We start from the raw sequence: 12903 nt of genomic DNA, 5'->3' as shown, positions 1-12903 counted from the left end.
TGGGAATCGATTCGATCGTTCATGCCTGCCACCTCAACACCTTGCGCTCGATGGCGCGAAATACGATATCCGTCACCAGCACGGTGACACTGATCATCACCATGCCGAGCACGACGACTTCCGTCTGGAAGAACTCCTTGCCGTTCATGATGAGAAAGCCCAAGCCCTCGCGCGCAGCGACCAGCTCGGCGGAGATCACGCACGTCCACGACAGGCCGAGAATGATCTTCATCCCGCTAATAATCTGCGGCAGACTCGCGGGCAGGATCACTTCACGCATCACTTGGGCGTTGCTCGCCCCCAGATTCTTCGCGGCGCGAATGAGCAGTGGGTCGACATTGCGCGTGGCTTCGATAACGTAGACGAGCGCCGGGGCGAACGTTCCCATGAACACGATGCTGTACTTCTGCGTCTCCGAGATGCCGAACCACAACAGGGAGAGCGGAATCCAGCTCATTGACGGCAGCGGTCGCAAGAACGACAGAATCGGGTCGAACGCTGCACGAGCGTAGCTCGACGTGCCGAGCACGATGCCCAGCGGAATGGCCACGGCGGTCGCGGCGATGAAGCCGGTCATCACGCGGCGCGTCGAGGCGAGCACGTTGGCGAGCAGCGTGCCGTCCGACAGCATCGAAACGATGCGTTCCCCGACGGCCGACGGCGGTGGCAGGAACAGAGGATCGACGATCCCGGTGCGGCAAGCCGTTTCCCATGCGAGAAGGAACACGACGACGGACACAAATCCCACCCCCAGCAACGTGGCGCGGGACGGTTGACGATGATTCACAATCAGACTCCTCGAGCGCGCGCCGATACCGCGATAGACCGGCACCGGCGCACTGATCCAGCCGCGGGGCTTACAGATACGACGTGTTGATCCACTGGCGCACGGCCGGCGCCTTGTCGATCTGCTTATACGTGACGAGCATTTCCGCCAGACGTTGCAGGCCGTCGACATAGCTGCCGGGCGACTTGAGCAGTTGCGTTTGCTGCGCGAGGCCGTACCACTCCGCGCCCTTGATCGTCTCGAGCTGATCGAGCGCCGACATGCCGGTCAGCGCGATCAGCGAGCGCGCGGCGTCGTCCGGCTTGTCGTGCAGCATCTGACAGGTATCGAAATACACCTTGAGGTACTTGCGAACCGCGTCGGCGTTCTTCTCGGCCCAGGCATTGCGCACGATGAGCACGTCAGGGCCCGGCGTGACGTGGTACTTCTTGTAGAGCGAGAACTGCGTGTCGTCGGCCAGCAGCTTCATGCCGGACATCGCGCGGATGCGATTGAACTGCGGCGTCCACGCGGCGGCGGCATCGATCTGGCCCGATTGAATCGCGCCGGGCAACTCAGGGGCGGGCACGTTGAGCACCGTGACGTCGTTCGACAGACCGGCGTTGCCCAGCAGATCGAGCACCAGCAGGTGCGCGCTCGATGCAAACGTGACACCCAGCTTCTTGCCCTTGAGGTCCTGCAGCGAATTCACGCCTTCACGCACGAACAGCCCCTCCACGCGGCCGAAACTCTCCGGTACTGCGACAATCGAGAAGTGCTTGGAGCCCCGCGCCATCAGCGCGAGCGCCGACACGATGCCGGTGCAGGCGATATCGATCCCGCCGGAGAGCACAGCGCTCATGCGGGCCGACGAGGTGCCGAAAGACTGCCATTGCTGATCGATGCCGGCGCTGGCCAGCGCCCCCGACTTCATCGCGAGGTAAGCCGGGTAGTGTCCAAGCCATGCCGAGCCGCCGTACTGAACGGGGATAGCGTCTGCGGCGCGGGCGAGACCCGGCAGGGACAGAGCGCCCGCGGCAGCGGCAGCCGACAGGGCGGCACTGGTGTGGAGAAAATTGCGTCGTGACAGGTTCATGCGTGTCTCCTTGGAAGGTTATGTGTTATTCGCGTTGAACGACGGGCGCACTTCAGGTGAGATTCAGCTGGCCCGGCGCCCGGGGCAGTGGCTGGCATTCGTTGGCCGGGCTCAGCAAAGCGCCAGCCGTTCCCCCAGCCAGGGCATGACGCGGCGCAGTTCCGGAAAGGCTTCCTGCGCGAGGGCCATTCGGCTGGCGAGAAAACACTGCGAGGCCATCTCCGACACTTCGCCCTCGCGCGATACCTGATAGATCGTGCGAGACAGGGTCGGGCCCGGCAGTGGCAGTGCGGCCACCTGCGGCAGCGACGCGCGTCCCTGCAACAGGCACAGCGGCGTGGCAATCGTGAAGCCCAGGTCGGCGGCGACCATCGACATCACGACATCCGACGTATCGATCTCGAGATGCATGCGGGGCGAATGGCCGGTGCGGCGCAAGTGCCGTTCGATCACGGCACCGAAGTGCGAGCGGCCGGAAAAGCGAATCAAGGGCAACGTGCGGATCAGCTCACTCAGATCGGCTTGCGCCAAATCGGCCTCGCGGGCCTTGGGCACGACGACGATGAACGGTTCCGTGAAGATAGGGCGGCGCACGAGACGCTCCATGTCGTGCATCGGGTCGCTCGTCACGATCAGATCGAGTTGACGGGCGAGCAACGCTTGCGCGTGGCCATTGGCGAGGCCTGACCAGAGTAATAGCTCGCTGGTGCTGTCTGACATCTGCCGCACGATGGATGGGCCGACCGTCGCGGCGAACGAATCGATCATGCCCACGCGTACGGCGGCGCGGCTGGCGACGTCGGCGTCTTGCACCTGTGCGATGAGCCGGTCCATGTCGTCCACGATCTGGCGAGCGTGACGTGAGAGTGCGAGTCCGGCGGGGGTGAGCTTGAGTGGGCGGCGTGAGCGATCGAGCACGCGCGTGCCGACGGTCTGTTCGATTTGCGCGATGGCTTGGGAGATGGCGGATTGGGTGACGCCCAGGGTGTCGGCGGCGGCAGAGAGACTACCTGCCGACGCGACGGCCTCGAAGATCCGTAGCGATCTGACGTCGAGGTCTGCGCGCTTTTTCATCCGCGTGTCTCCAGGTCTTGCGGCGCGTACAAGAGGGCGAAAATGGCCATCCTGTCGAGTCGCGATGAATCTGTATAAGAATTTTTAAGAATTGTAGGTTTTGAGGGGCGCAAACCAAAACCAAAATAAGAAAAACTAATACTTTCTATTAGGGCGTGGGAATAGGAAGACGTGAAGAGGAAGAGGTGACGTTCGTCTCGGTGGCTGGAGGCTGGAGGCTGGAGGCTGGAAGTTTGAGACGGAGGGGGAGGTATCCGTGGAGGCGTTGGGGGCGAGAGGGTAAATGAAGGGATAAAAGGGGAAGGGATAAAAGGGGAAGGGATAAAGGGGAAGGGATAAAGGGGGGGAGGGGTTAAGGGCGTTGAGAGAGATGGACCGGGGCCCCTTTCTGCAGCGAGTTGGGTTTATGTCTGAGAGGCGGAAAGGGGCCCCGGTCCGTCTGACAGTAGACGATAGAAGCGGGTGAGGCGGGTCGTGCAAGTGGGGCGCGTGAAGTGCACGAAGCACGTGGATTGGGGAAAGAGAAAGTGGGGCGCACGACGGCGCCCCGGATATGGCAAATGAGTTGTTACAGCAGACGATAAGCGAGGCGGGCGGCGACGCGAGCCCCTGCGCCTTGTGGGTCGAAGCGCGGGTTGTACTCGGCGAGGTCGGCCACGCGCAGCTTGCCCGAGCGGCGCACGTGCGAGACGATGGCTTCGACGACGGATATCGGCACGCCATACGCGGCGGGTGCGGATACGCCCGGCATGACCGGTGCCGGAAGCACATCGAGATCGATCGTCAGATAGACGTGCGAGACGCCTGCGATCAGTGCATCGATCTGTGTGAGGCGGGCGTCCAGATGCCGGTCTTGCATCTCGGTGTCTTCCACGTACGTCACCTTCAGCGCACGGGCACGTTCGAACAGCGATGCCGTATTGCTCAACCGGCTCACGCCCAGGCAGGCGTAGTCGAACGGAAGTCCGGCCGCCTCGCAGGCCTGCGCGATCTGATCGAACGGTGTGCCCGACGTGCCCGGCCGTGCCGTGCGCAAGTCGAAGTGGGCGTCGAGATTCAGGATCAGCACGCGCGAGCGGTCTTCATGGGTGTCGAGATGCGCGCGCAGTCCTTGCCACGTGCCCCACGCAATTTCATGGCCGCCGCCGAGAATCACCGGTTGCGCGCCCGCATCTAGCTGGCGGTGGACCGCGACGGCCAGTGCCGTTTGAGCCGTCTCCAGGTCATCGCCGTCACACGTGATATTGCCCGCGTCAAACAGGCACGCGATCTCGTGCGCCGGCAGGTTCGCCAGCGCTTGCCGGATCGCTCGTGGCCCCTGCGCGGCACCAACCCGCCCCTGATTGCGTTTGACGCCCGCATCGCAGGCAAAGCCGAGCAGCACAGGCGCCCCGCCGGCCGCGGCTTCAGTGCGCAAATCGATCTCGCGCACGACGTTGAACAGCCGGCGCGTGTCGCCACGCTCGCCGATATCCGTGCGACCGCGCCAGACCGGAGGATCGCCGGGGACCGGTTGCAGTTGCATTGCCATGAAAGTCTCCTGTGTGCTCAGTGGGATCAAACCGTGGCGAGGTCGCGCCATTCGCCGTGGCGCACGGTCCTTGAGGGCAACTCGCCGCCCAGCCAATAGGCGAGTTCCGCCGGCCGGTCGATTTCCCACGCCACAAAGTCCGCTATCTTCCCGGCTTCCAGCGTGCCGTGCGTGCCAAGCATGCCCAGGGCTTTGGCCGCATTGCGTGTGACACCCGCCAGCGCTTCCTCCGGCGTGAGACCGAAAAGCGTACATGCCATGTTCAGCATCAGCCGCAGCGACAACGCCGGCGAAGTGCCCGGGTTCAGATCCGATGCCACCGCAATGTCGACACCGTGGCGGCGAAGCAAATCCACCGGCGGACGCCGCGTCTCCTGCAACATGTGGAACGCACCCGGCAGCAACACGGCCACCGTGCCGGCACGCCCCATCGCGGCGGCGTCGTCGGCGCTCATGTATTCCAGATGATCGGCTGAGAGCGCGCCCAGTTCCGCCGCGAGGCTCGCTCCCCGAGCGGGGAGAGCTGCTCGGCGTGCAGCTTCACGGGCAGCTTCAGCTTCTGCGCACGCAGCAGCACGCGCATGACTTGCGACGGCGAGAAGGCAATCGTCTCGCAGAACGCATCGACCGCGTCGACCAGACCTTCCTCGGCGAGTGCCGGCAGGATGTCGCTGCACACGTAATTCACATACTCGTCGGCCTTTCCAGCGAACTCCGACGGCACCGTGTGCGCCGCCAGACACGTGGTTTTCACCGTGACAGGCAACGCCTCGCCCAGCCGCCGCGCCACCCGCAACATCTTGCGCTCGCTGTTCAGATCGAGACCGTAACCGGACTTGATCTCGACCGTGGTGACGCCGTCGCGCATGAGCGCAAGCAGCCGCTTGCGCGCCGATTCGAAGAGCGCATCTTCGGTGGCGTCGCGCGTGTGCCGCACCGTGTGCTTGATGCCGCCGCCAGCCGCAGAGATGTCCGCATAGCTCACCCCCTGCAGCCGCTGCTCGAATTCGAGACTGCGGTTGCCGCCAAACACCAGATGCGTGTGGCAATCGATCAGGCCGGGCGTGACCCACGCGCCTTGCAGATCGATGCACGCATCCGTGTCCACGCTAGAGGCCGGGCGCTCGCTGCGCGCGCCAATCCACTCGATGTGCTTGCCATGCGTGACGATCGCGGCGTCGTCGATGGCGTGGTATCGGCCGTCGCGCATCGTGGCGACGCGGCAGTGCTTCCAGTAGGTACGTTTCATGAGAGGCTCATTCCAGGCTCATTGGGCCGCGCACCTGCGCTTCCTTGGGTTTCACGCCGAACTGATAGGCCACCGACATCAGCACGATCCAGCCGGCACCGACATACAACGCAACACGGGTGTCCTCCATATAGCCCAGCACCCCGATCACGAACAGCATGAACGCGATGGCCAGCGCCGGACCGACCGGCCACAGCGGCACCTTGAACTTGAGCGCGGCGACTTCCGTGGCAGACAGGCGACGGCGCATCGCCACCTGCGAGAGCAGGATCATCAGCCAAACCCACACGGTGGCAAACGTGGCAATCGAAGCAATGATCAGGAACACGCCTTCCGGGATCAGGTAGTTGAGCACCACGCCGCCGAGCAGCGCGGCCGTCATCACCAGCACCGTGACCCACGGCACGCCATGACGCGACGTCGCCGAAAACGCGGCCGGCGCCTGACCGTGTTCGGCCATGCCGAACATCATGCGGCCCGCGCCGAAAATGTTGCTGTTGATGGCCGAGATGGCGGCGGAAATCACGATCACATTGAGGACGGCGGCGGCGGACTTGATGCCCAGCCCCGAAAAGATCTGCACGAACGGACTGCCCTGGCTGCCAATGCCGGTCCACGGGAAGATCGCCATGAGCACACACATCGTCAACACGTAGAACAGCAGAATGCGCATCGGCACGGCGTTGATGGCGCGCGGGATCACGGTTTCCGGATTCTTGGCCTCCCCGCCGGTAATGCCGATGATCTCGATCCCGCCGTAGGCGAACATCACCACGGCCAGCGACGCCACGAGTCCGCCCCAGCCATTGGGCAGGAAACCGCCGTGCGACCAGAGATTGCTTACCGCAGGGGCATGCTCGCTATGGAGTTGCACGCCCGCGAACAGAATCACACCGCCCCCCACGATCATCGCGACGATGGCGAGAATCTTCACCAGCGCCAGCCAGAATTCCATCTCCCCGTACACCTTCACGTTGCACAGGTTGAGCCCGCAGATCAGCATCACGATGCCAAGCACCCAGATCCATTGCGGCACGTCCGGGAACCAGAAGCCCATATAGATGCCGAACGCGGTCACGTCCGCGAGACAGACGATGACCATCTCCAGAATGTAGGTCCAGCCCGTGAGAAACCCCGCCAGGGGGCCAAGGTTGTCGCTCGCATAGCGGCCGAACGAGCCGGAGACGGGCTGGCGCACGACCATCTCGCCCAGCGCGCGCATCACCATGTACACGGCGGCGCCGCCCAGAACATAGGCCAGGATGACGGCCGGACCGGCCAGTTGGATGGCGGACGCCGAGCCGTAGAACAGGCCCGTGCCGATGGCGGAGCCGAGCGCCAGAAAGCGGATGTGCCGCGCGCTCAGATTGCGTTGCAGGTTTTTCAAGCTGTCTCCTGAATGCGTGATGAGCCAGCCCGCGATCGCGGGCGGCAAGGGGATGCGGGGGGACAGGCAGCCCTGTCCCCAACCGCCGGTGGCGCGAATCGCAGCTCGCTTCGCCCCGGCGGGGGAAGAGGCCTGTGCGATTTAAATGACTGGCGCGCTAGGCAACGTGCCTGACGGCACCAGCGCACTGAGCTGCCGCTGGGCGATCAACGCGCTGGCTCCCTCGATGTCGGGCGCAAAATAGCGGTCCTTATCGTAGAACGGAACCGACTGGCGCAGGAGAGCGCGGGCGCGCTCAAGTGCCGGGGTCGACTTGACCCCCTCGCGGAAGTCCAGCCCCTGGCAGGCGCTAAGCCATTCGATCGCGATAATCCCCTTGACGTTATCGGCCATCTCCCAAAGCCGCTTGCCGGCGTTGGGGGCCATCGACACATGATCTTCCTGGTTGGCCGAGGTCGGCAGACTGTCGACACTGGCCGGATGTGCCAATGCCTTGTTCTCGGAGGCGAGTGCGGCGGCCGTCACCTGCGCGATCATGAAACCGGAGTTCACGCCGCCGTTGGCCACGAGAAACGCGGGCAATTGCGACATGTGCTTGTCCATCATCAGGGAGATGCGACGCTCGCTCAGCGCGCCGATTTCGGCCAGCGCCAGCGCGAGGTTGTCCGCGGCCATGGCGACCGGCTCGGCGTGGAAGTTGCCGCCGGAGATCACGTCGCCCTGTTCCCAGAACACGAGCGGGTTGTCCGACACCGCATTCGCTTCGACGGCGAGCACCTCGGCCGCCTGACGGATCTGCGTGAGACACGCGCCCATGACTTGCGGCTGGCAGCGCAGCGAGTAGGGGTCTTGCACCTTTTCGCAATGCGCATGCGATTCGCCGACCTCGCTGGTCTCGCCGAGCAGATGACGATAGAGCGCTGCGGCATCGATCTGGCCACGCTGGCCGCGAGCGGCATGAATGCGGGCATCGAACGGGGCGCGCGAGCCGAGCATGGCTTCGACCGTCAGAGCGCCGCAAACACTGGCGGCCGCGTACATGTCCTCCGCTTCGAAAAGACCACGCAGGGCATAGGCCGTTGAGACTTGCGTGCCGTTGAGCAGCGCGAGGCCTTCCTTGGCAGCGAGCGTGAGCGGTTCGAGTCCGGCCACTGCGAGGGCTTCGCGGGCGCTGATCCACTGACCGCGATAGCGTGCCTGACCTTCACCGAGCAACAGCAGCGACATGTGGGCGAGCGGGGCGAGATCGCCGGAGGCGCCGACCGAGCCCTTGAGCGGGATACGCGGATACACCTCGGCGTTCACCAGCGTGACGAGCGCATCGATGACTTTACGGCGAATGCCCGAGAAGCCCCGCGCCAGGCTGTTGATCTTGAGCACCATGATCAGGCGCACGAGCGCGTCGTCGAGCGGCGCGCCCACGCCGGCGGCGTGCGAGAGCACGAGCGAGCGTTGCAGGTTTTCGAGATCGTCTTTGGCGATGCGCGTCGTGGCGAGCAGACCGAAGCCGGTGTTGATGCCGTAAGCCGTGCGGCCTTCGGCGACGATGCTTTCCACGCAAGCCACGCTGTTGTCGATGGCCGCATAGGCGGACTCGTCGAGCGTGACGGTGGTCGGGTTCTGGTAGACGTCGCGCAGCTGCGTCAGCGTGAGCGTGCCGGGCGTCACAAACAGTTTTGCCATGGACGGATTTCCTTGATTCGACATATTCGGGGGGTGTGGCTTGTCTTGCTTATTTCGAGGTGCCCAGCATGGGCAGGTTCAGGCCGTGCTCGCGCGCGCATTCCACGGCGATGTCATAGCCGGCATCGGCGTGGCGCATGACGCCCGTCGCCGGATCGTTGTTCAGCACACGCGCGATGCGCGCGGCAGCGGCGTCGGTGCCATCGCACACGATCACCACGCCCGAGTGCTGCGAAAAGCCCATGCCGACGCCGCCGCCGTGATGCAGCGACACCCAGGTCGCGCCGCTTGCGGTGTTGAGCAGGGCGTTAAGCAGCGGCCAGTCGGACACGGCGTCCGAACCGTCGCGCATGGCTTCCGTTTCACGGTTGGGGCTGGCGACCGATCCCGAGTCCAGGTGGTCGCGGCCGATCACGATCGGTGCGGAAAGCTCGCCTGAGCGTACCATTTCGTTGAACGCCAGTCCGAGCTTCGCGCGCAGCCCCAGCCCGACCCAGCAGATCCGTGCGGGCAGGCCCTGGAAGCTGATGCGCTCGCGCGCCATGTCGAGCCAGCGGTGCAGGTGCGCGTCGTCGGGAATCAGCGCCTTGACCTTCGCGTCCGTCTTGTAGATGTCTTCCGGATCGCCCGACAGCGCGACCCAGCGGAACGGCCCGACGCCACGGCAGAAGAGCGGACGGATATAGGCGGGCACGAAGCCGGGGAAATCGAAGGCGTTCTCGACGCCTTCCTCCTTGGCCATCTGGCGGATGTTGTTGCCGTAGTCGAAGGTCGGCACGCCCATCGCCTGGAAGTCGAGCATGGCCTTGACGTGCACCGCCATCGACTGCTTCGCGGCCTTGACGACTTCGGCGGGTCTGGCGCGGGCGCGTTCGCGGTAGTCGTCCCAGGTCCAGCCGATCGGCAGATAGCCGTTGAGCGGATCGTGGGCGCTGGTCTGATCGGTGACCATGTCCGGACGCACGCCACGGCGCACCAGTTCCGGCAGAATTTCGGCCGCATTGCCGCACAGGGCGACGGACACGGCCTGACCGGCCGCGGTGTATTTGGCGATGCGCGCGAGGGCGTCGTCGAGATCCTTGGCTTGCTCGTCGACGTAGCGCGTGCGCAGACGGAAGTCGATGCTGGTCTGCTGGCACTCGATGTTCAGCGAGCAAGCGCCGGCCAGCGTAGCGGCCAGCGGCTGCGCGCCGCCCATGCCGCCCAGGCCGGCGGTGAGCACCCAGCGGCCCGTCAGATTGCCGTTGTAGTGCTGGCGGCCGGCCTCGACGAAGGTCTCGTAAGTGCCTTGCACGATGCCCTGACTACCGATGTAGATCCACGAGCCGGCGGTCATCTGGCCGTACATGGCCAGCCCCTTGGCGTCGAGTTCGTTGAAATGTTCCCACGTCGCCCAGTGCGGTACCAGATTCGAGTTGGCGATGAGCACGCGCGGCGCGTCGGCATGCGTCTTGAACACGCCCACCGGCTTGCCCGACTGCACGAGCAGCGTCTCATCGTCACCCAGCGTCTTGAGCGTTTCGACGATCCTGTCGTAGCACTCCCAGTTGCGGGCGGCGCGGCCGATGCCGCCGTACACAACGAGCGCGTTCGGGTTCTCGGCGACGTCCGGGTCCAGATTGTTCATGAGCATGCGCAGCGGGGCTTCGGTGAGCCAGCTACGGGCATTGAGCTGCGTGCCGCGCGGGGCGCGGATCGTGACATCGCGGTATCGGGTGACTTGACTCACAACGTGTTCCTCTAATTCGGAGCGGAGAATGACTTGTACAGTATTGTATATACAAGTTACCGTGAACTAGGGTTTTTACGTACTTCTGTGAGCCAGGAGGAGGGGCTTGAGGGGGATGCTCGGGCCCGATGCGCCGGCGCCGGCTGATCGTTGGCTTGCCGCTCGCTTATTCGGTCGCGCCGAAACGGCCTTCCAGTCGGTGGCGAGAACCGGGGTGCAGCAGCCGGGCAACGGAGACCACGCGCTTGCCCGTCCACGTGCGCCGACGGATGAGCAGGCACGGTTCCGTGCGTGCGATGTGCAGCAGTTGCGCTTCTTCGGGGGTGGCTGTCACGGCTTCGACCACATGCTCGCCCGACGTGAGCGGCGAGAGCCGCTGCAGATAGGCGTTGGGCGTCAGTTGGGTGAAGTCTTGTTCGAGGTAGTGTGGCGCGAGCGTGGGATTGACGCAGCGATCCTCGATCTGAACCGGCACGTTGTCCTGGTAGTGAACGATCACCGAGTGGAACAGCGTTTCGCGCTCCTGCAGGTCCATCGCAAGCGCGCGTTCGGGCCAGCGAGTTCTTCGCGCAGCAGCTTCACTTCGGCGCGATGGCGATGGCCATGCTCGGCGATCTCGTCCGCGATATTGTTGACGGCCAGCAGCGGGGAGTGAGATTTCGGCTCGGCCACGAACGTGCCGACGCCCTGCATGCGTACGAGACGCCCCTCGGCGCTGAGTTCTCGCAGCGCGCGATTGACCGTCATGCGACTTACGCCCGAGAACTCGACCAACTCGTTTTCCGACGGAATGCGGTGATGCGGGGGCCAGGCGCCACTGTCGATCTGTCGGCAGATGAACTGCTTGAGTTGCAGATAGCGCGGTGCCGGCCCTTGTTCGTTGAGCGTTTCGACAGTCGGTTGGGCGGATTGACGTGGCACCTTGATGGCTTCTCCGGTCACGGGCGTGCGGGTGGGAAAGCCTGAAGCATAAGCCAATCGCTTGCTGCGCAGGAGAAAAAAGCGGAACGCCGCACAAGGCACTGAACCAGACGAAGTCGCGCACGAGCTGCACCAAGACGTGCCCCGCGTCGACATGCCCCCGCATCGAAACGCCCCCGCATCGAAACGCCACCCGATGACCAACTTTTTCGCTCACCAACCGTGCAATCGTGGCCAGACCTCCAGGTCGCGATCCGGGGCGATGGCGTGGTATTCCGGGAATTGCGCGCCTGTCGCGCACGCGTGATTGGGCAGGATGCGCAACAGCGTGCCGATGGGGAATCGCGCAACGACGTCGCGGTCCGGTTCGCCATCGCGCGACAGGATGCCGTGCTCCTGGTTCACGCCGCTCAACTGATATCCGGGTACGAGGCTGCCGTCGATGCGGCACACTTGTCCGTAGCCGAAATCGCGCTTCTGCTTCTGCGTGCCCCGGTCGCGGCTCATGGCCATCCAGCCCGCGTCGACAATGGCCCATCCCTTGTCGGCCTGATGTCCGATCACCGTCGTGAGCACGCTCAGCGCCAGTTCGTCGGTCGTGCATACGCCGATGTTGTGCATGACCAGATCGAAGAACACGTACACGCCTGCACGCACTTCGGTCACGCCGTCGAGATGCGCGGCGGTGAGGGCGGTCGGCGTCGAGCCGACGCTGACCACGGGGCACGGCAGCCCGGCCTCGCGCAAACGCGTGGCGGCGCGCACGCAGCCGGCGCGCTCCTGCTCGGCGATGGCGGCGAGTGCTTCGGGCGTGTCGACGTCATAGCTGGATCCGGCATGCGTCATCACGCCGCCCAGCGCCGCACCGCCGTCATGCAGCACGCGCGCCACGTCGAGCAGCGCATCGTCGTCGGGCGCGATGCCCGATCGGTGACCATCGGTGTCGATCTCGATCCACACGTCGAATGTCTCGCCGAACTCGGCACCGAACGCCACGATTGCCTGCGCCGATGCGAGGCTGTCCGTGAGGATCTTCAGGTCGCAGCCGCGGCGTCGCAAGGCGAGGGCGGCCGGCAGCTTGCTCGCGACCATCCCCACGGCATAGAGGATGTCGGTCACGCCATCGTCGAAGAAGCGGGCGGCTTCCTTGAGGGTGGAGACGGTGATGCCAGCGGCCCCCGCTTCGATCTGTGCGCGTGCCACTTCCACGCACTTGCTGGTCTTGACGTGGGGACGAAAGCGCACGCCCATCGCGTCCATGCGGGACTGCATCCGGCGAATGTTGTGCTGCATGCGCGGCACGTCGATCACGGCGGCCGGTGTGTCGAGCATGGGCAACGAGGTCGGGGGAAGGGCGGGTTTGGCGGTCATGGTGCGGTGTCTCTGGCGGTGGGCACGGGCACAGGCCAACGGCGTCGCGCGTGCGCGGGATAGCACGGTGGCGCGGTGGCAGAGTGGCAGAGTGGT

8 protein-coding genes and 2 pseudogenes are annotated in these 12903 nt (G+C 64.7%); all 10 read right to left on the bottom strand.

Annotated features, from left to right (window positions below; translation table 11 throughout):
- Positions 1 to 19: 19 nt before the first annotated feature.
- Positions 20 to 787 (bottom strand): ABC transporter permease, encoded by a 768-nt coding sequence (locus DRB87_RS11905; RefSeq protein ID WP_370363084.1) that lies wholly within the window; start codon positions 785 to 787, stop codon positions 20 to 22.
- Positions 788 to 857: 70 nt separating this feature from the next.
- Positions 858 to 1862, bottom strand: coding sequence for an ABC transporter substrate-binding protein (locus tag DRB87_RS11900; RefSeq protein ID WP_130026046.1), 1005 nt, complete (start codon positions 1860 to 1862; stop codon positions 858 to 860).
- Positions 1863 to 1973: 111 nt separating this feature from the next.
- Positions 1974 to 2936 (bottom strand): LysR family transcriptional regulator, encoded by a 963-nt coding sequence (locus DRB87_RS11895; protein WP_130026045.1) that lies wholly within the window; start codon positions 2934 to 2936, stop codon positions 1974 to 1976.
- A gap of 568 nt (positions 2937 to 3504) precedes the next feature.
- On the bottom strand, positions 3505 to 4467 hold the full coding sequence (gene hutG, locus DRB87_RS11890; protein ID WP_130026044.1) for a formimidoylglutamase: 963 nt from the start codon (positions 4465 to 4467) through the stop codon (positions 3505 to 3507).
- Positions 4468 to 4493: 26 nt separating this feature from the next.
- Positions 4494 to 5677 (bottom strand): annotated as a pseudogene (gene hutI, locus DRB87_RS11885) (imidazolonepropionase).
- A 46-nt stretch (positions 5678 to 5723) separates the two neighbouring features.
- A complete protein-coding gene (locus DRB87_RS11880; RefSeq protein WP_130026043.1) occupies positions 5724 to 7103 on the bottom strand; it encodes an amino acid permease in 1380 nt (459 codons plus the stop codon).
- A gap of 141 nt (positions 7104 to 7244) precedes the next feature.
- Complete coding sequence (gene hutH, locus DRB87_RS11875) at positions 7245 to 8810, bottom strand: histidine ammonia-lyase (RefSeq protein ID WP_206100013.1); 1566 nt, start codon at positions 8808 to 8810, stop codon at positions 7245 to 7247.
- A gap of 25 nt (positions 8811 to 8835) precedes the next feature.
- Positions 8836 to 10515 (bottom strand): urocanate hydratase, encoded by a 1680-nt coding sequence (gene hutU / locus DRB87_RS11870; protein ID WP_130026041.1) that lies wholly within the window; start codon positions 10513 to 10515, stop codon positions 8836 to 8838.
- Positions 10516 to 10681: 166 nt separating this feature from the next.
- A pseudogene (gene hutC, locus DRB87_RS11865) lies at positions 10682 to 11436 on the bottom strand (histidine utilization repressor).
- 213 nt (positions 11437 to 11649) lie between these two features.
- On the bottom strand, positions 11650 to 12807 hold the full coding sequence (locus tag DRB87_RS11860; protein ID WP_130026040.1) for a DSD1 family PLP-dependent enzyme: 1158 nt from the start codon (positions 12805 to 12807) through the stop codon (positions 11650 to 11652).
- Positions 12808 to 12903: the final 96 nt, after the last annotated feature.

It is taken from the genome of Pandoraea sp. XY-2, from assembly GCF_004193915.1.
GTDB classification, from domain to species: domain Bacteria; phylum Pseudomonadota; class Gammaproteobacteria; order Burkholderiales; family Burkholderiaceae; genus Pandoraea; species Pandoraea cepalis.
The sequence above is the reverse complement of the archived record's forward strand: the minus strand, read 5'-3'. Positions and strand labels throughout refer to the sequence as shown.

Bases quoted from the DNA above. Each gene is read 5' to 3' on its own strand.
- hutH (WP_206100013.1), bottom strand. From the start codon at position 8,810: ATGTCGAATCAAGGAAATCCGTCCATGGCAAAACTGTTTGTGACGCCC.
- DRB87_RS11860 (WP_130026040.1), bottom strand. From the start codon at position 12,807: ATGACCGCCAAACCCGCCCTTCCCCCGACCTCGTTGCCCATGCTCGAC.
- DRB87_RS11900 (WP_130026046.1), bottom strand. From the start codon at position 1,862: ATGAACCTGTCACGACGCAATTTTCTCCACACCAGTGCCGCCCTGTCG.
- hutG (WP_130026044.1), bottom strand. From the start codon at position 4,467: ATGGCAATGCAACTGCAACCGGTCCCCGGCGATCCTCCGGTCTGGCGC.
- DRB87_RS11895 (WP_130026045.1), bottom strand. From the start codon at position 2,936: ATGAAAAAGCGCGCAGACCTCGACGTCAGATCGCTACGGATCTTCGAG.